An 18,158-nucleotide genomic window follows, 5' to 3' on the forward strand; every position below is an offset into this window, starting at 1 on the left:
TCCCGTCAGCCCAAGACTCCGCGGCTCAGAAGAGCCCCTTGTAGGACTGCCAGCCGGTCGCGATGCGCACCCGCGCGGCGAACGACCCCTTGCCCGTGCCGGTCTGCCGGTACAGATTGCCCGCGGTGTCCCGCATGACCAGGTCGTTCTTGCCGTCACCTGTGATGTCCCCGACCCCGACGACCGCGTTGTACGAGGCCCCCCAGCCCGAGAAGACCTTCACCCGCTCCTTCACCTGGCCGGCCCCGGTGCCGTCGTAACGCCACAGCGTCCCGGCCTTGTCGAGCGCCAGCACGTCCCCGAAGCCGTCACCGTTCAGGTCACCCGCGCCGATGATCTTCCGGTAGGCCGACCAGGTGCGGAACTTGACGCCCTTCTTGAGCTTCCCCGCGCCGTCATTGGCGAACAGGTAGACGTCCCCGGTCGACGCCTTCCGCGCCAGCAGGTCGGTACGGCCGTCACCGGTCAGGTCGCCGGGAGCGGTGAGGACGTTGTAGGCGTTCCAGCCCGTGCCCAGGGAGGTGTGGCTGTGCGACGGGGTGTACGGCTCGCCGCAGCGGCCCGCGTAGCGCCGCAGTTCGCCGTTCGGCATCCGGACCAGCAGCTCGGCACAACGGTCCGTGCCCATGTCCCCGAACGGCACCGCCACCGTCCCCGCCGGCCAGCCCGAGCCGGTCTTCTTGAAGTCGAACCTGCCCTTGCCAAGGGTGTAGTGGAGGGTCAGCGCGCCGGCCGAGTTGAGCGTGACGAGTTCGCCGTAGTTGTAGTACCCCTGGTCGTGGAAGCCCGGGAGACCGCCGTTGTACCCCAGCGGACCGCCCGTGGTGTACGTGCCGCCGCCGTCCTCGGCGGCGGCCGTCAGGCTCCAGGTCTTGGGGCCGTTGGTGAGATAGGCGCCCGAGCCCGACTTCAGGTCCCATTCGACCTCGACATGGGCGCCCCGGCCCGTGATGGTGCGCTCGGTGCGCCCCCGGGCGTCCTTCACGGTGAAGGTCCACCGCGCGGGCTTGTTCAACTGCCAGTAGCTGTCCCAGCGATCGACGGCGACGCGGCCCTTCACGTCCACCGCGTCGCCGTCCACGTCCGACTCGATCTTCGCGAGGGGCTGGGTCGGCACCCCGCTCTGCACGATCCGGATCGCCTTGTCCGGGCCGACGTAGGCGATGTCCCCGCCGAACTTGTCCACCGTCCAGGTCAGCCGCCGCTGGTCGGCGATGTTCCCGGCCGGCAGGTCGGCGATCGCCCGCGGGGCGGCGGCCCTGCCCGAGTGGTAGTCCGTCAGCATCAGGGCGCCCGCGGCCCGGTCGTGCCGGACGAGGTAACCGTCGCCGACCAGCGCGGGTCCTGCGGGCACCGTGATGTTCTTCTTGGCCGTGCGGTCGTACACGCCGGCGGCGCCCGTCGGCCCGCAGTTCCAGTAGATCCAGCGGCCGATGACCTGAAGCTCCTTGACCGTGCAGGGGGCGCCGGTGGAGACGGTCGCGACGGTCTTCTTCGCCTCCAGGTCGTAGGCCGTGACGACCCCGTTGCCGGGGCCCGGCGTCCACAGGGCCGCACCCCACACGGCGGCGGCCGTGACGGGCCGGGTCAGCCGTACGTCCTCGCTGCGGTAGGGGTGCACGGCGTCGACGTACTGCTTGCCGGTCGAGGACGCCTGGTAGACGTAGTAGCGACCGGTGGCGTCGACGAAGCGGCCACCGGTGACGGTGGGCTCTTCGTTGCCGCTCAGCGAGTTCGTCGTCAGGAAGATCTCTGCCGTCTGCCTGCCGGTGCCGTCGTCCATGAACCGGCCGACGTAGGTGTTGCCGAACGAACGCATCGGCACACAGCCCTGCGGGCCGGCGTCGCACGGCACCCGCTGCACATGGGAGCCCTCCGCGAACACCCCCGCGAAGCCGCGGCTGGTCTTGTTCAGCACCGTGGCGCCGTCCGCGGAGAGCTGCCGGCCGATCACCCACTGGGAACCGCTCGGGGTGTTCTCCACGGTGGACAGGAAACCGCCGGCGTAGTCGATGCCCCACACGCCGTCCGTGCTGATCGGCGTGGTCGTGGTGTCCGCGGCGGCCGGGCCCGCGGCGGTCAGCGGGCCGGCGCCGAGGGCGGCCAGGCCGACGAGTGCGCATACGATCCGGGCACGCCGGGTCATAGGGTCCCTCCCCAGGGATGTGATGAGAGGCGCGGCGGCGGGACCCGGTGAAACCCCCTCGGCCCACTCCCCCACGCGAACCTGAGGATGGTACAGCCGGGCCAAGGGTTCGGGTGGGCAATCGAGGACCTGCCGGCAACCGGCGGGACCGGACCTGCGCCGCCCGCTCCCGTAAAAACGCCGGAAGGGCCCGTACGACCGGAGTCGTACGGGCCCTTCCCCATCTCACTCGGCGTCAGCCGTTGCGCTTCCAGCGGGGCTTGTCCTCGCGGCGGCCGAAGGAGCCGGAGCCGCGGTGGTCGTCACGGCGGCCGTACGGACGGTCGTGGCCGCCGGCGCGGAAGCCGGGGCGGTCGGTCTGGCGGTCCCGGTTGAACGGACGGTCGCTGCCGCGGTGCCCGGTCCGGTCGTCCCGGCGGAAGCCGCCGCGGTCGTCACGCCGCTCGAACGAACGCCCACCACGCTCACGGTCCCGGTCACGATCCCGGTCGAACGGACGACGGTCGTCACGGCGGAAACCGCCCCGGTCCTCACGCCGCTCGAAGGAACGCCCGCCACGGTCGTCCCGGCGGAAGCCACCGCGGTCGTCACGCCGCTCGAACGAACGCCCGCCCCGGTCCCGGTCCCGGTCACGATCCCGGTCGAAGGAACGCTCACGGTCGAACGGACGACGGTCATCGCGGCGGAAACCGCCCCGGTCCTCACGCCGCTCGAAGCCACGGTCCCGGTCCCGGTCGCGATCCCGGTCGCGGTCCCGGTCACGGTCGCGGTTGAACCCGGGGCGCTCGCCCCGCTCATCGCGCCGGTCGCGACGCTCGTACCCGCCCGGCGCCGACGTCCGCTCACCGCGCTCCGCGCGCTCGGCCCGCTCCGGCCGTTCCACGTCCTGCGCCGTCGGCTGCTCCGGCACGGACACCCCGGTCGTCGCCTCGGCCGCCGACGCCTGGGCCTCGGCCACCGCGGCCACCGGGTCCTCGCCGCGCTCACGGGCGACCCTCGCGACCAGCCGGTCGGCCTCCTCGCGCAGCTCGGCCGCGCGGCGCTGGGCACGCTCCAGCTGCTTGGTGAGCTGGGCGACCTCGCGCTCGGCCTGCTGGGCGGCGTTGCCTGCGGACTCGGCCTGGACCTCGGTCATCGAGCGGGCGCCGGTGATCTCGGCGACCTCCGGGTCGAAGGTGCCGGCGCCCTGGATGATGTGGCGCGCGGCGTCGACGCCCGCGTCCTCCATCAGGCGGAAGATCTGGCGCCGCTGGTGCGGCAGCGACAGGGAGACGACCGTGCCGGTGCGGCCCGCGCGGGCGGTACGGCCGGCCCGGTGCAGATAGTCCTTGTGGTCGCCCGCCGGGTCGACGTTCAGCACCAGGTCGATGCCGTCGACGTGGATGCCGCGGGCGGCGACGTCGGTGGCGACCAGGACGTTGACGTATCCGTCCTTGAAGTCGGCCAGCGTCCGGGTGCGGGCGCCCTGGGTCATGCCGCCGTGCAGCGCGTCGGCCTTCACACCCGCGTCGCGCAGCTGCTCGGCGACGCGGTCGGCGCCCAGCTGGGTGCGGACGAAGATGATGGTGCGGCCCTTGCGGGAGGCGATGGCCGCGGTGACCGGCGCCTTGTCCTTGGGCTTCACGATGAGGATGTGGTGGGACATCGTCGTGACCGCGCCCTGGGCCGCGTCCACCTCGTGCGAGACGGGCGAGGAGAGGTAGCGGTCGACGAGGGTCTTGATCTCGTTCTCCATGGTCGCGGAGAACAGCATCCGCTGGCCGCCCGCCGGCACCTGGTCGAGCAGTTCGGTGACCTCGGGCAGGAAGCCCAGGTCGGACATCTGGTCGGCCTCGTCGAGTACGGCGATCCGCACGTCGTCCAGGGAGCAGGCGCCGCGGTTGATGATGTCGCGCAGCCGGCCCGGGGTGGCCACGAGGATGTCGACGCCCCGCTCCAGGGCGTAGATCTGGTTGCCCATGGACGTGCCGCCGCAGACGACCTTCATCTTCAGGCCGAGGACGTCGCCGTACGGCTGGAGCGCGTCGGCGACCTGCATGGCCAGCTCACGGGTCGGGGTGAGGATGACGGCGCGCGGACGCTTCTTCTCGGTGTGGCCGCCCGCCAGCGTGGCCAGCGTGGGCAGGCCGAAGGAGAGCGTCTTGCCGGAGCCGGTGCGGCCACGGCCGAGGATGTCCTTGCCGGCCAGGGCGTCCGGGATGGTCGCGGCCTGGATCGGGAACGGCACGGTCACGCCGTTCTGCGCGAGCTTGCGCACGACGCCCTCGGGCAGGCCGAGGTCGGCGAAGGTGATCTGAGGGCTGTCAGCGGTCTCGGTGACCTCGGTGGCCACGTCGGCCCGGGCGTCCTCGACGGCCTCGGTGTTCTCGGGGTGCTCGGGATTCTCGTTGTGCTCGGTGGGCTCGGTGGGCTCGGTGTGCTCGGTGTGCTCGGACACGACGACGTGGTCGGTGCTGGACACGGACATGCGAATGCGAAACCTTCCGGAGTCTCGTCGGCACGCGCCCGTCAACTCCGTGGTGCGCAATACGACCGCCTCAATGCGGTCAGCCACGGCAAAGGAGAGAACGCGCCACACGGCGCGCTCTGCGATGGCGCCGGGCAAATGGGATCAAACGATCTACCACCATACGCACCCACCACCCCCCAATGCAAACCGAACCCGGAACCCCGGAACCGCGCGGTCGGCCGCCACGGTGCCGCGGACGGCCGGCGGCACATCGCGGCACCTTGAGCGGAGCGCTCAGGCCGGTGCGCCCGCCATCGGGGCCGGCTCGCGCTGCACCAGTTGCGGGCCCGGCTCCTCGTGCGCCGACGAGGACGGCTCCGCGGTCGGCTGCGCGGGCGGCGAGGCGGGCGGCTCGGGAGGCGGCGGCGGGGGCGTCGGCTCGTCCGTGTGCGGGTCGGGCGGCTGCGCCCCGGTCGTCGCCGGATCACGCGGCTTCTCGCTCCGCCCGGTCCCGGCCGGTGTCGCGGACGCGCTGCCCCGGCCTGACGGCGTGGCCGACGCGGACGCCGACTCCTCCGACGTCCCCTTCCCACCGCGCCCGCGCTTGCCGTCACCGCCCTGCCCGCCCTGGCCACCGGCATCGACGCCGGACACCGCCGAGCCGCCGTCGGGCGCCTTGCCGCCCTGCTGCGCGGCGGACCGCGAAGGCCCGGCCCGGCCGGCGTCGTCGCCGACGTTCACGCAGCCGGCGGCAGCGGCGACGGCCAGCACCGCGGCGGCGAGACGGGCGGGTACGGACAAGGGGCGCACGGGAGCCACCTCCGACGACGGGCGGGCCAAGAAGTCGACCTGCCCAACTCCCGCCGCCCGCAAGAGGACACGCGCCGGACCCGTCAGCCGTAGCCGAGCGCGTGCAGCCGGGCGTCGTCGATCCCGAAATGGTGGGCGATTTCATGCACCACGGTCACCTCGGTCTCCGCGACCACGTCCTCCCGCGTCTCGCACATCCGCAGCGTCGGCCCCCGGTAGATCGTGATCCGGTCCGGCAGCACGCCCGCGTACCACTCACCGCGATCCGTCAGCGGAGTCCCCTCGTACAGGCCGAGCAGATCCGGCTCTGCGGCAGGCGGCTCGTCCTCGACGAACACCGCGACGTTGTCCATCAGCCGTGTCAGCTCGGGCGGAATCCGGTCCAGCGCCTCAGCGACCAGTTCCTCGAACTCCTCGCGCGTCATCTCCAGCACAGGGCCATTGTCCGGTACGGGACGGCCGCACGAGCGCCGCGGACCGCCGCATATCCGCTTCCGCGCCTGGGCATACGGGACCAATGGTCCGCGCCCGCGTCCCGCTGCCGAAACGCATCGTCCCCATGCCGAAGCACCCCATTCCCATGCCGAAGCACATCGCCTCCGTGACGAACCGGCTCGCCGCCGTGCCCGGCCGGCTCACCGCCGCAGCGCAACGCGTCGCCGGCCTGCCCCACCGCCTCGCCCGCACGGCGAACCGCGGCCGGAAAGCGAACCGCGGCCCGAAGCGGTCCCGCGCCCTGCCCGCGCTCGAACTCGCCGACCGGTCGCACCCCTGGGCCCAAGCCCTCGGCCTGACGGCGGTCGTCCTGGTCGGCGCCTGGCTGGGACTGCTGGTCGTCGGCAACGTACGGGCCCCCGTCGGACCCATGAACACGACGATGACCCTGCGCCCCTCGCTCACCGGCGGCACGAAGATCAACGTCTCCCCGCTGGGCGCGCTGGCTCTCGACAGCCATGTCGCGCCCGTCCGCCTGGACGTGAACGTCGACCAACTGGACCCGCTGCGCTCCCAGGCCCTCGTCGACCACCCCGAGCGGCTGTCCGGCCTCCAGGACGAGGTCTCCCGGGACGTCGAGCACGGCACCCTCGACCTGGCCGTGCGCTCCTGCGTCGCCGTCGTCGCCGGCGCCGGTGCGCTGGGCCTCGCCGTCTACCGCCGCCCGCGCCGCGCCCTCGCCGCCGGCGGCCTCGCCCTGACCCTTCTCGCCGCCTCCGGCGTGACGGCGTACGCCACCTGGAATCCCAAGTCCGTCCTGGAACCGAAGTTCTCCGGCCTGCTCTCCTCCGCGCCCTCCCTGGTCGGCAACGCCCGCAGCATCGTCACCGAATTCGACGTCTACCAGAAGGAATTGGCCCGCCTGGTGACGAACGTGACCAAACTGTACGACGTCACCTCCACGCTCCCGGCCTACCAGCCGGACCCCACCACCCTGCGCGTCCTGCACGTCTCCGACATCCACCTCAACCCCGCGAGCTGGAAGATCATCGCCTCGCTGGTGGAGCAGTACAAGGTGAACGTGATCGTCGACTCCGGCGACACCATGGACCACGGCACGGCGGCCGAAAACGGCTTCCTGGACCCGATCGCCAACCTGGGCGTGCCCTACGTCTGGGTGCGCGGCAACCACGACTCCCGCGTGACCCAGCGCTACCTGGAGCGCCTGAAGAACGTGCACGTCCTGGACGACGGCCGGGCGCGGACCGTGGCCGGCCTGCGGTTCGCCGGCATCGGCGACCCGCAGTTCACGCCCGACCGCTCGGCCGCGCCCGGCGGCGACCGGGCCGAGCAACTGGCCGGGGACCGGCTGGCCTCGGCACTGCGCGACCAGCGGGCCACCGGGACGCCGGTGGACGTGGCGATCGCCCACGAGCCGTCGGCGGCCCGGGAGACGGACGGCGAGGTGCCCCTCGTGCTCGCCGGCCATCTGCACCACGAGCAGACGGAGGTCATGAAGTACGGCACCCGGCTGCGCGTCGAGGGATCGACCGGCGGCAGCGGACTGCGCGCCGTGGAGGGCCGCTACCCGGACCCGATCCAGGCATCGATCCTCTACTTCGACCGGGACAGCCGGCGCCTCCAGGCCTGGGACGAGATCGAACTGGGCGGCCTCGGACTGACGACCGCCGAGGTCAGCCGCCACCTCCCGGAGGAGAACCTGCCGGGCGCGAGCCCGTCCACCACGGCACCGAAGACACCCGGACGGACCCCCGCCCCGTCCGGCTCGTAAACCGTTTTGGCGATACTCCCCGCCATCCCATATGCTTCTCACGTCCCCGACGCGCTGAGAAGCGCCCAGGCGGGCCGATAGCCCTCATCGTCTAGCGGCCTAGGACGCCGCCCTTTCAAGGCGGTAGCACGGGTTCGAATCCCGTTGGGGGCACGCAACACCGTGTGCGACACTGATGCACACAACGCAAGGTCCTGTGGAGCAGTTTGGAGTGCTCGCCACCCTGTCAAGGTGGAGGCCGCGGGTTCAAATCCCGTCAGGACCGCGAAGACCTCGTCAGAGGTCTTGATGGCTGGGTAGCTCAGCTGGTACGAGCGTCCGCCTGAAAAGCGGAAGGTCGCCGGTTCGACCCCGGCCCCAGCCACAACCGCCCCTACCAGGGCACGCGGCCCCACCGAAGATCATTCGGCGGGGCCGTTTTCATGCCGGTTACGCCAACCCGTACGCCAACGGGTCTCAGGAGAGAGTGTCGCCCAGCTTCCGGAGCGCCTTCCGCTGTTCGTCCAGCGACGCGTGAGCGTAGACCTTCATGGTCACGCCGATATCGCTGTGGCCGACGATCTGCCGGACGATGTGCGGCGGCACCCCCAGGTCGAGCAGGAGCGAGACGGCCGAGTGACGGAGGTCATGGAACCTGATCTCCAGCCCGAGCCGCTTCCGGAGCGGGTACCAGCTCCGACGTAGGTTGTCCGGCTCAAGCGGGGTGCCGATGCGGGATGTGAAGATCAGTCCCTGTTCCTTCCACTCCATGCCGGCCGCCGCTCGTTCCTGCGCCTGGCACTCGCGGTGCTCTGTGAGTGCTTTCACGACGATCGGCGGGAGCGGGACGGTGCGGACCGATGCCGTGGTCTTGGGCTTGACCAGTCGCAGCTCCCCGCTGACACGCTGGAGAGCACGTTCCACGGTCAGCGTCTCGCGGTCCAGGTTCACCGCGTCCCATCGGAGTCCCAGCAACTCACCCCGACGCATCCCCAGAACCAGCGCGAGCACGTACAGCGCGTGCAACCGGTCGTCGGCGGATTCACGGAGCAGCAGGCGGGCCTCAGCGACGCTCAGCCCCTTTCCCGTGTCGTACGAGGGTGTGGGGACCTGTACGAGCTGGGCGACGTTCCGCACGATCAGTTCCTCTCGGACGGCATTCTGCAGCGCGTTCCGCAGGACTGCGTGTACCGACTGCACCATGCGGCGGGACAACAGGGTCTTGCAGCAATCACCTGCCTCGCAGCACTCTGGCTCGGGCCGTTCCTTGTCCCACCCGTGCTTGCAGCATTGGCACTCGGAGGCGACGCGAGCGAGCCACGTACGGACCTCGGCCGCCCGAAGGGTACGGATCTTCTTCCGGCCCAGTCCGGGCACGAGGTGAACACGTGCCACGCTCTCGTAGCCCTGGTACGTCTTCGGACGCCGGTGGACCTTGACCACCATGGCGAGCCAGTAGGTCAGGTAGTCCTCCAAGTTCATGTTCGTGTCCGGTACCGGAATGCCCCGGTTCTCCTGCGCCTGAAGTTCGGTGATCTTCCCCCGTACCTCATCGCGGGTCTTGCCGTAGACCGAGACCCGCTTGCGGATGCCACTGGTGGTCGTCACGTACACACGACCGTGGAACGTCCCGTCTTTGCGCTTGGTGATGCTGCCTTCGCCATTGGCGCGCTTCGCCATCAGGCGGCCTCCCTCAACTGGTTCTGCATGAAGGTGTGGAGTGCATCGGCGGGGACCCTGCGGGACCTACCGATCTTGATGCTTTGGAGCTGGTTCGAGCGGATGAGGTCGTAGACCTTGAAGCGGCTGAGGCGCAGAGCCTCCATGACCTCGGGGACCGTCAGTGCCTGGTGGGTGGTGGGCAGAGCGGTGCTCATGCGGTGACTCCTCTGGGGGCAGTCCTTCGGGGGTCCCTCTGAGGGCCGCTACTTCCGCTACCGCCGCTACCTCGCAGGTCAGGGGCCTGTTCGAGGTAGCGGGAAGGGGTAGCGGTAGCGGATGGGTAGCGGCGCGGTAGCGGCAACCAGGGCCGGTTGCCGCTACCGCGTTGTTGCTGGTCAGGCCGCGTTTTCGGTGCCGGGTAGCGGAGGTAGCGGACTTTCCGGGGGTGGGGGGCAGTAGCGGGCCCACGCGTCCCACAGATCGGCGCTGTAGTAGCCCTTGAGGACGCTCCCGGCGGTCTTGATGTTGCGGGAGGCGATGGGCTCGTTGTCGGCCGTCATGTACTCCGCGAGCATCCGGGACAGGCGCCGGTTGTCGAGCGGCTTGCCGTGCAGGTCCGCCCACGGGGCGTCGTCCATGGCGTTGAGCCGGTCCAGAATCGCGACCGTGGGCAAGCGGTCGATGCCGACCATGACGTGGTCCCGCAGATCGGTCAGCAGCCGCACGCCCAAGCTGCCTTTGTCGTTGACCTTGGACGCGGTCACCAGCGCAACGCACGCTTCGCGGGCCCGGTCGGGCCAATCCCCGCCGGCTGCGTCGGCGATGGCGAGCAGGGGTTCCCACACGTCCGCCGGCCGGTCGGTGACTCCTTCGGGCATGTCCGGCCACGCCCCCATGACGAATCCCCGGGCACCTTCCGCCCATTGGGCCAGCCGGTCACGCAGCGCGTGCCCTTCCGCTTCGTGGACGCGGGCCCGGAAGGCTTCCACACGCTCGTTGCGGGCCCGTCGGCGCATGCGGATGACGACCGATCGGGTCATGATCGTGTCCGGCAGCGAGCCGAGTCCGGCGACCGCGACCGCGCAGTACGACGGGAAGGCTTGCACGGTCTGGTTGCCTCCGTCGCCGATGCACCGGTAGGTGACCCCGGTACGGCGGTGCCCGGCATTCAGGAAGCCGCGCAGTTCCTCGTTGTCCCCCGCCTTGGGGCCGAAGATCGTGTCAATCTCATCGAACAGGATCGTCGGCCGACCGTTCGCCCCGGACACCGACCGGAACAGGGCGGCGGCGGACGCGTTCACGGCCGTCATGGGCTGCGGGACCAGCGTCTCTACGATCTCCAGCGCCCGCGACTTCCCCGACCCCGGCTCCGGGGACAGGAACGCCAGACGCGGTGTGGAGTCGAAGCAGTCGAGCAGGTGGGCATGCGCGTCCCACAGGGTCACAGCGACGTAGGCGGCTTCGGTCGGGAAGACGTTGAACCGGCGGTGGAAGGCTTCCACCTCGTTGAGCAGCGCGGCCCCGTCGATGGTGGGGGTCATGCGGCGGCCCTTCCTTCCGTGGTGGTGGCGTGCGGGCAGGTGCCGACCCGTACGCGTGCTTGCAGTTCGATGACTGCGGCGCGGCCCCGGGCGCGTTCGTGGTGCCCGCAGGCACACAGCCAGTCCGCGACCGGCACGCCCGCGCACCGGATCTGAAGTCCCGGGGTGATGCCGGTGACGGTGACCGTCTGCGGGTCAGAACCAAGAGCAGTACGGACGCCCTTGCGGGCGGCGCCTGTCGGCTCGCCCACGGCCGGGCGGGGCGCGGCCGATCGGGCGGCGCGCGGCCGGGGCGGGGTGGTGGTGATGCTCTTCAGAGGGGGGAGGGAGCGGGGGTTCATGCCGCCCCTCGCCTGCGCTGGTTGTGTGCGATGGACCAGTTGAGGGCGCTGCGGAGGGTGGAGCGGCACTCGGACGCGGACAGTCCGGCCGCCTCGCCCCCCTCCTGAAGAGCCTGTTCGACCACGTGCCGGGGGAGGTCGCCCCACGCGACGAACCGTCCCAGAGCGCGCGCGGCCCGGAACAACTTCGCTTCCCGCTCGCCGACTTGAGCCGAAGCGACGTTCCGTGCCTCGTTGGCGAGCGCTACATCCGCATATCGGCGGGATTGCCCCACGGTGGCCGTTGAGGGCGCCTGAGACGGCTTGGGGGCGGGTTGCAGGATGGTTTGCAGCCAGACGGGCAGAGAGGCGGTCTCAGGGCCGCACAGAGCCTCGTACCGTCCGGCGGGAGTGATACTGCCCGCGGCGACGACGTAACCGCCCCACGCGCGGGTGTCGACCGCATCCGCCACGGTCCCCGCGGTGTTGGACAGCCGCACCCCGTCGGGGGCGGTGAAGTACAGGTGCTGTCCACCGCTCGCGGTCCGCACCCGGTAGGTGGTGGGGACGGTCTGTCCGGCGCGCTCGCAGAGCGCTCGAAAGGTTGTCGCGCCGCAAGGCGCGTCCGAACTGCCCTTGTGCTCGGGCGTGTCCAGGTCGACCACGAGCAGCCCGGAGGGGCCGCACGCGATGCCGACGTTGAACGGGGCCCGTGACCAGGCGGCGCGGATACGGTCGGGGTCCGTGGTGGCCCGCTGCTCCCACTTGCGGTGCCCGCCGGCGCATTCACCGGTGCGGGGGCAGGACTTCTCCCCGTGCAGCGCGGGAGGCTTTCCTCCGGGGCGTAAGGGGAAGACGTGCCAGCCGCGTTCTGCGGCATCCAGCGCTGCGGACAGCAGCGCGGAACGGGCGTCATGGGTCATGCTGGATGTCTCCAGTTCGGTGTAAGCGTGCTGGATGACAAGGGCGGCCCCGTGTTCTTGGCGGGATGGGGGCTGCCCTTGGCGTGTTACTGAACGGGGCAGGTGCAGTGCTCGCTGGTCTGCCTGCACTCGTCGCAGCGCCAGCAGTCGCAGCCGCAGGCGTGGCTGCCAGGGCAGTAACAGATGCAGTGCCCCTCGCCGCAAGCCATGTCGTCGTTGTCCACGGTTGTGGCGTCCTAGCTGAGTTCGATGTGGATGGCGGTCCAGGTGCGGTTCTTGCGGGCACCGTCCTGGCGAACCCACTCGGCGATTGCCTGGCGGGCTTCGGCCTCGGAGCGGGCGCGGACGGTTCCGGCGGCTTCGCCGTCGTGGTGCTTGCCGTCGCTGACCGTGGCGGTCCAGCGGTAGGTGCGCTTCACAGGGCTCTCCGTCACTGCTGGTTGTTGGTCTTGGCCCACACGCCGGTCGTCCGGCTGTGGACGTTGCGGTGGTCCTGGTAGACGGGTCCCTCGTAGTGGTGGTGGACGTCCGGGGCGGGCTTGGCGCGTTTGGTGAGCCGGGCGAGGGCGAGCACGAGGGCGGTCGGGGCGCCGAAGACGATCGCGCAGACGATCGGGTCGGCGAACTGGGACACGTACATGAGCACGGACGCGGTGCCGCCGATCATGGCGGTGGTGGCGCCGCCGGCGAGCATGAGCACGCTCGCGTCGGTGGCGCCCTGGCTCATCGGCGGGCGGCCCGGCTGAGCGACGGGCGGGGCGCTGCCGTAGGCGGGCACCGGGCTGTCGTCGCGGTGCGCGGTCGGGGTCTCGGGCGCGGGCCGGTAGGCGTCGGCGATGATCCGCCGGGCCTCGACTGCGGCTTCGTCGTCGCTCATCCCGGTGTCCGGGCGGACGGTTGCGGGGGTGTGCTCGGGGGACATGCGGAATCCCTTCCGGTACGCGGTTGGGGAGGCAGGGACACCCCCTGCCGGGTGGGCTGTGGAGGGGGTTTCAGGGGCCTGAGCTGGGGTGCCTCCCCGCCTCCCCGAAACAGTGTTTTCGCTGATCAACGTGGGGGAGGCGGGGAGGGGAGGCGGTTGGGGAGTTCTCCCCGCCTCCCCGGTGCGGGACGGCTTGCCTCCCCGCGGTCAGACGGCGGAAGCGGAATCGTCGCTGTCGCGGTTGGCGAGGGCGCGCAGGACGTGATCGCGGTGGATGACCATGACCCCGTGGGACTTCTTCGGTTCCTCGCCGTGCTCCTCCAAGAGCCGCTTCAGCCGGTCGTTGGTCCACTCGTCTCCGTACGCCGTGGCGTCCAGCGCGTGCAGCCGCTTCAGTACCTCGTTGGTCCGCATCCTCGGCGCGTCACCGAGGACGGCGGCCACATCGGCGAGCGGATCGCGTTCCTCGCTGTGGTCGATGACTTGCAGGGTGGTCACGCCGTCGCGCAGGGACTTGGCCCGGTCGGCGATCTCAGCGGCCGGCTCGTCATCGATGAAGTGGGTGCGGACCGTGATGGACGCCTGTCCCTGCGGGATGGCGATGCCGTCCGAGGCGACCACGAGGGTTCCCTTGTCCAGCCCCTGACGCAGCAGGTGCGGCGCGGCGCCGCCGTCCACGGCCTTGTCCCCCAGCGCCATCCGGGCCTGTGACTCCGTGCCCAGCACCAGCGACGCGCGGGTGTGGGCACCCTCCCGGACCAGCTTGGGAAGGTTCTGGTCGGTGGGGTCCTGCGTGCCCTGCCACATCAGCACATCCACCGCACGGCCCTGGTTGTGAATCTTGCGGACAGCCATGAAGTACCGGGAGGTGGCCTTGGATCCGCCGTAGGGCCGCTTGTCGTCGCCGACGACCGGGCACATGAACGCCAGTTGCGCCTCATCCACCAGGACGATGAGCGGCGGGAAGACGGCATTCGGGTCCATCCGGCGCGTCTCGATCCGCCGGTTCATCTCCTCCACCGCGTCCTCGACCATCTCGGTTGCCTGGATGACGTGGTCGTCCGAGGGGCCCTCGATCAGTACCTGTGCGATGCCGTCGAACATGGCCCAGTCGCCGATGCCCTTCAGGTCGGCGATCCAGAACTGCACCGACCGGTCCAGTGCCAGCCACAGGGCCAGTGCCCGCAGGGAGGCGGTCTTGCCCTGGTTCGACAGGCCGGTGACGAGCAGGTGGCGCTGATACAGGCTCAGGGCTGCTGCGTCGCCGCGCAGGTCCTGACCCCACGGGGCCTTGCCGGTCTTGTAGTTCGCGGTCATCGTGTCGTCCGTGACCAGCGGAGACGGGCCGATCGGCTCATCCAGCGCCCCCGAGTCGGCGATCCACAGCCTCACCGTGCGGGCCGCCTGCGGGATCGTGATGAACACCTCGTGCTCATGCCGGGTCAGGTTCTCAGCGAGCTTGCGCCGACGCTGCTGCACCTCGTTCGTCGCGACCCCGGACGGCAGGGTGACGTCGACTTCCACACCGCATCCGGCAATCCGGATCGGCCCGAGCATGCTCGCGCCGGCGTCGCCCATCTCCTTGATGGCTCGCGCCAGGGCGGGAACCCCCAGGTCGCGCAGGGCCTTGACCACGATGGACGGGGTGATGGGCTCCCCCTCGCCCGTCCGGGCGTTGGCGGGCAGCGCCCACTGGGGGGCTGCTTGCTGCTTACTGCCGACCGACCAGAGGGCGAGCAGGGCGAGGAACGGGCCGACAGCAAGGGCCGGTCCCCACACCACCTGGACAATCGTGATCATCAGGTTGATGAACTTGATGACCGCCATCAGCGGGGTGACGACTTCGGTGGCGTCCTTGGTGGCTATCGCCATGGCGATACCGAGCAGGACCAGCCCGCCGATACCCATACCGGCGCTGACGGCCGCGCCCTTGGCGGCATCCAGCGGGGAGTGCAGCAGCTCCATGCGGCGCCGGTGGCGTGCCTCGCGGTAGCGCTGCCCGCGCTCCTCCCACTCCGCAGCCGCCTCGTGGTTCCCGGCGGCTTCAGCGGCCCGCAGCATGCGCTCGTAGCGGGCGGCGGTCCGCCCGTCCCACGTGCGCTTGGCCACGATCCGCGCCCCACCGGCCACGTACAGGGTGTGCCGGGCGACCACGCGGGCCCCGGTCCGGGTTGCCTCATGGGTGAGAGCGGTCTTCAGCGCACGCCCGGAGCGGACCCACAACGGCACGACCGGCGCCGGCGTCGGGGCGGGGACGACGGTGAGGACGGTCGGCGCGTTGGCGCCGGCCGGGGGATCGGTGTTCTTGTGCAGGTGAACGACAGTGCCGCTCATAGCGGGAAGACTCCTTCTGCCCCGACAGGGGCGGGAAGCTGCGAGAGGGGATGGCAGACCCCGCCCGGCATCGGCACGGGCGGGGTCAGGGGCGGTACGACAGCCGGTGGGCGGTGCTCACCACCAGCCGGACGACTTTTTCGCGGCCTTGGCCTTGGCGTTCTCGGTCACGATCCGGGCCCGCTCGGTCTGCAACGCGGTGATCTCGGCCGTCAGCCGGGTCTGGGCAGCACTCCATGCCGCATCGATCCGCTGTTCCGCACTGCCGGTGCTGCGGCCCTTGACGATCCGGTACGAACCGCCCGCCAACGCGGCGAGGACGGCACGGCGTTCGCGGCCGTTCAGGGGCCACATCTCCCGGTTGTGGACCGCTTCGAGCTTGCGTGTGGTCTCCCGGATCGCCTTGTCCAGGCGACGCGTGTCGGGCTTGCCCATGGTCAGGGACTCCTCAGGGGGTCGCAGGGATCGGGGAAGGCACAGGGGGTGCAGGTGCCGAGCGACGGGGGGATGACGTAGCCCGCGTCGCGCCCGCACTGCGGGCACAGGCGGCGGGCGGCATTCGCCTTGGCCAAAGCCGCCCACTTCGCCGGCGTCATCGGCCGCACGGGCTTGGCAGCGTCGATGCAGTACAGGTAGGCGACCAGCGGGCCCCGGCGGCGGCGCGGCCGTTCAAGCTGCGCAGCCACCTCTTGCCCGCCGGGTCGCAGCCCGCGGGCCCGGAGTTGCCGGCGGGTGGCGTAGCCGTCCGGTGCGAGGTGCCACCGGAAGACCGGTAGCGCGGCCATCAGGCGGCGGCGCCGCGCGCCTTGGCGAGCTGGGCGTAGACGCTGCCCACGTAGGACGCGGACCGAGTGGCCGCGACCGCTGCCTCACGGATGGTCAGACCGTTCTTCCATGCTGCCTCGATGGCTGCGCGGGCGGCGGCGGCATCCAGTCGCTCCGCAGGCGCGGGGGTGCTGTCCACCCCGGTCGGGAGCGGCTTGTCCGTTGCGTCCACGGTCCGGGTCGGCATGGGTCCTGCGGTGTCGTTGAACAGCCACTCGACCTGCTTGCGGGACTCGCTCTCCCAGGTGGCAGGGGCGGGTCCGGTGACCTGCGATGTCATGGTGGACACGGCAGGGCCGGTTTCCTGGCCGGACGCCTCGCCGGCGGGCAGCGCCGGGGCGACGGCCGCCGACGTGTCCACCTGGTCGTGTTCCAGGGGCACGGACACCGGCTCGACCGGTCCCCATACCGGCAGTTCCCACTGGGACTCGGGCGTGACGCTGGCCAGTGCCCGCCCGGTGCCGTCGCCCTGGCGGGCGGCCTCCAGCGTCGACCACGCCCCGGACAGCCGCTCGGCTGTCCGGGCCTGGACCCGTGCGACACGGGCCCCGGCCTCTGTCACGGCCTCCAGCCGGGTCTCCTCGGTGCCAGCCTGGGCCCGCAGCCTGGCACGGGAGACGGCCGCCTGGTCCCGGGCTTCCTGCTGGATGCCGCGGATCGCATCCAGCGCGGTCGGGGTCAACGCGGTGCGCTCCCACAGCCCGTGGACCAGCCACAGGGCTTTGGCCGCGATCGGCAGCCAGGCCACGGCCAGCCACGCGCCGACAGCGTGGTCGGCGGTGAGGGCGTGGGTGATCAGGACGCCGGTCGCGATCACGCCGAACGACCAGCCCACCGCCGTCACGGTGCGGGAGTGGTCGCCCTGCGCTGCCAGGCGGCGTTCATAGGCGAGGGTGGCCAGCCATCCCCCATCGATCCCCAGACCGACGACCAGCGCGACCAGCCACGGCATCGCGGAGCCGAGCCACATCACGACCACGGCCAGGGTGAGCACCATCGAGACGGCCGTCATCGCCACGGCGGGCAGTACGGTCTTGGCCTTCATGACTGTCCCTCCCGCCACGGGTAGGGGCGGGTGTGGTGAGCGGTGCGGAAGATGCGCAGGGCGATCCCGGCGGGGGCGTCCGGCTTGGCGACCGGCCGTCCCCCGGTGATCGAGGCCAGCAGGCGGGCAGCGTGGTGCTCACAGCCGTCCGCGCCCGCGTTCGTCGTGTCGAGGATCGTCACGACGACCGGGCCGCCGCACGGGGTCGGGTCCTCCGGGTGCGCGGCCGGGCACCGGGAGACGGCCGTGTCGGTGCCGTCCTCGATCATCTCGACCATCTGTGCCAAGGTGACCTCAAGCCGACCGATCAGGCGGGCCATAGCGGTCTCGTCCAGCAGGTTCACGTTCTCCGCATCGGCCAGCACCGCGCGGGCCACCCTGATGCGGTACCGGTCGAACTCCGTCAGCCGGAAACGCGCCATCACGCCGCACCGCCCGACGCGACACGGCCGGCGGCGCGGTTGGCCAGCGTGCGCCGCTCGGCCAGCACCCGCGCCAGAGCACGGCGGATACGGCGGGTGTCCACCTCGTTCGGGGTGCGGTCCAGGGCGATGATCTGCGCGTCGATCAGGTCGACGTCCGCCAGGATGACGGGCATCTCCCGCTCGATCGCATCCAGCTCCGCATCCGTCGGTTCGATCCAGTCGGCGAACGCGGTAACAGCGTCCTGAACAGTGACGATGGGGTTCATAGGGTCGTGTTCCTCTCACAGGTGGAACGGCCCGAACAGCACCCCTCGGAGTTGCCTCTCCGGGGGGTGCGCGCCGTTGTGGTGAAAGCCGCACGCGGTGGGGTGCGGCGGGCCGCGCGGTGGCGGCCGGTGCCCCGGACCGGACTCGAACCGGTCAGGCTGCCGTGCGAGGCACGCCGGTCTTCTCCGCCTTGTTTCCGACCCCTTCGGGCAGGCGGACCACGGGTTACCGGCAGTTCCCTGTGTGAAGTTGTCAAGATCCAGACGCTTCCTTCGTACTCACC

The 18,158-nt window shown here is 71.1% G+C and carries 17 protein-coding genes, 3 tRNA genes and 1 pseudogene; 4 read left to right on the forward strand and 17 right to left on the reverse strand.

The annotated features are described in order from the left end of the window. Positions 1-25: 25 nt before the first annotated feature. The 4 genes from AC27LF_RS33295 to AC27LF_RS33310 form a co-directional block, all read right to left on the reverse strand. A complete protein-coding gene (locus AC27LF_RS33295) occupies positions 26-2,146 on the reverse strand; it encodes an FG-GAP repeat domain-containing protein (RefSeq protein ID WP_479660043.1) in 2,121 nt (706 codons plus the stop codon). Positions 2,147-2,381: 235 nt separating this feature from the next. Beyond that, positions 2,382-4,613, reverse strand: coding sequence for a DEAD/DEAH box helicase (locus AC27LF_RS33300; protein WP_479660042.1), 2,232 nt, complete (start codon positions 4,611-4,613; stop codon positions 2,382-2,384). 276 nt (positions 4,614-4,889) lie between these two features. Then, positions 4,890-5,405 (reverse strand): hypothetical protein, encoded by a 516-nt coding sequence (locus tag AC27LF_RS33305; RefSeq protein ID WP_479660041.1) that lies wholly within the window; start codon positions 5,403-5,405, stop codon positions 4,890-4,892. Between the two features lie 83 nt (positions 5,406-5,488). Further along, the gene (locus tag AC27LF_RS33310; RefSeq protein WP_479660040.1) at positions 5,489-5,839 is read right to left on the reverse strand and encodes a metallopeptidase family protein; all 351 of its coding nucleotides are present in this window, start codon (positions 5,837-5,839) and stop codon (positions 5,489-5,491) included. A gap of 146 nt (positions 5,840-5,985) precedes the next feature. Here AC27LF_RS33310 and AC27LF_RS33315 point away from each other — a divergent pair, with 146 nt between their 5' ends. The 4 genes from AC27LF_RS33315 (at position 5,986) to AC27LF_RS33330 (ending at position 7,996) form a co-directional block, all read left to right on the forward strand. After that, on the forward strand, positions 5,986-7,632 hold the full coding sequence (locus AC27LF_RS33315) for a metallophosphoesterase family protein (RefSeq protein ID WP_479660039.1): 1,647 nt from the start codon (positions 5,986-5,988) through the stop codon (positions 7,630-7,632). Positions 7,633-7,712: 80 nt separating this feature from the next. Further along, a tRNA-Glu gene (locus AC27LF_RS33320) sits at positions 7,713-7,785 on the forward strand. A gap of 37 nt (positions 7,786-7,822) precedes the next feature. Beyond that, positions 7,823-7,897 (forward strand) — tRNA-Asp (locus tag AC27LF_RS33325). A 25-nt stretch (positions 7,898-7,922) separates the two neighbouring features. Then, a tRNA-Phe gene (locus tag AC27LF_RS33330) sits at positions 7,923-7,996 on the forward strand. A gap of 92 nt (positions 7,997-8,088) precedes the next feature. Here AC27LF_RS33330 and AC27LF_RS33335 read toward each other — a convergent pair. The 13 genes and pseudogenes from AC27LF_RS33335 to AC27LF_RS33395 all read right to left on the reverse strand — a co-directional run bounded on the left by AC27LF_RS33335 (position 8,089) and on the right by AC27LF_RS33395 (position 17,874). Continuing rightward, positions 8,089-9,291, reverse strand: coding sequence for a site-specific integrase (locus tag AC27LF_RS33335; RefSeq protein ID WP_479660038.1), 1,203 nt, complete (start codon positions 9,289-9,291; stop codon positions 8,089-8,091). Beyond that, positions 9,291-9,488: a helix-turn-helix domain-containing protein gene (locus AC27LF_RS33340; protein ID WP_479660037.1), complete on the reverse strand. Its 198-nt coding sequence runs from the start codon at positions 9,486-9,488 to the stop codon at positions 9,291-9,293. Before AC27LF_RS33340 ends, AC27LF_RS33335 begins: the two co-directional genes overlap by 1 nt. A 180-nt stretch (positions 9,489-9,668) precedes the next feature. After that, positions 9,669-10,814 carry a DUF3631 domain-containing protein gene (locus AC27LF_RS33345; RefSeq protein ID WP_479660036.1) on the reverse strand — a complete coding sequence of 382 codons (1,146 nt, stop codon included), beginning with the start codon at positions 10,812-10,814 and terminating at the stop codon, positions 9,669-9,671. Further along, positions 10,811-11,155 (reverse strand): hypothetical protein, encoded by a 345-nt coding sequence (locus AC27LF_RS33350; protein ID WP_479660035.1) that lies wholly within the window; start codon positions 11,153-11,155, stop codon positions 10,811-10,813. Before AC27LF_RS33350 ends, AC27LF_RS33345 begins: the two co-directional genes overlap by 4 nt. Next, positions 11,152-12,057, reverse strand: a complete 906-nt coding sequence (locus tag AC27LF_RS33355; protein WP_479660034.1) for a bifunctional DNA primase/polymerase — start codon at positions 12,055-12,057, stop codon at positions 11,152-11,154. Before AC27LF_RS33355 ends, AC27LF_RS33350 begins: the two co-directional genes overlap by 4 nt. Before the next feature lie 236 nt (positions 12,058-12,293). Further along, positions 12,294-12,476: a hypothetical protein gene (locus AC27LF_RS33360; RefSeq protein WP_479660033.1), complete on the reverse strand. Its 183-nt coding sequence runs from the start codon at positions 12,474-12,476 to the stop codon at positions 12,294-12,296. Between the two features lie 11 nt (positions 12,477-12,487). Continuing rightward, positions 12,488-12,979: a hypothetical protein gene (locus AC27LF_RS33365; protein ID WP_479660032.1), complete on the reverse strand. Its 492-nt coding sequence runs from the start codon at positions 12,977-12,979 to the stop codon at positions 12,488-12,490. A 207-nt stretch (positions 12,980-13,186) separates the two neighbouring features. Next, complete coding sequence (locus tag AC27LF_RS33370; RefSeq protein WP_479660031.1) at positions 13,187-15,313, reverse strand: FtsK/SpoIIIE domain-containing protein; 2,127 nt, start codon at positions 15,311-15,313, stop codon at positions 13,187-13,189. A 117-nt stretch (positions 15,314-15,430) separates the two neighbouring features. After that, entirely contained in the window at positions 15,431-15,748 is a 318-nt protein-coding gene (locus AC27LF_RS33375; RefSeq protein ID WP_479660030.1) for a hypothetical protein, read from the reverse strand. Between the two features lie 2 nt (positions 15,749-15,750). After that, on the reverse strand, positions 15,751-16,098 hold the full coding sequence (locus AC27LF_RS33380; RefSeq protein WP_479660029.1) for an RRQRL motif-containing zinc-binding protein: 348 nt from the start codon (positions 16,096-16,098) through the stop codon (positions 15,751-15,753). Positions 16,099-16,520: 422 nt separating this feature from the next. After that, a pseudogene (locus AC27LF_RS33385) lies at positions 16,521-17,183 on the reverse strand (protein spdB); the annotation flags it as partial. Next, complete coding sequence (locus tag AC27LF_RS33390) at positions 17,180-17,605, reverse strand: hypothetical protein (RefSeq protein WP_479660028.1); 426 nt, start codon at positions 17,603-17,605, stop codon at positions 17,180-17,182. The gene AC27LF_RS33390 and the pseudogene AC27LF_RS33385, both read right to left, overlap by 4 nt. Next, positions 17,605-17,874 carry a DUF6284 family protein gene (locus tag AC27LF_RS33395; RefSeq protein WP_479660027.1) on the reverse strand — a complete coding sequence of 90 codons (270 nt, stop codon included), beginning with the start codon at positions 17,872-17,874 and terminating at the stop codon, positions 17,605-17,607. Before AC27LF_RS33395 ends, AC27LF_RS33390 begins: the two co-directional genes overlap by 1 nt. Positions 17,875-18,158: the final 284 nt, after the last annotated feature.

This window comes from Streptomyces diversicolor, assembly GCF_057537855.1.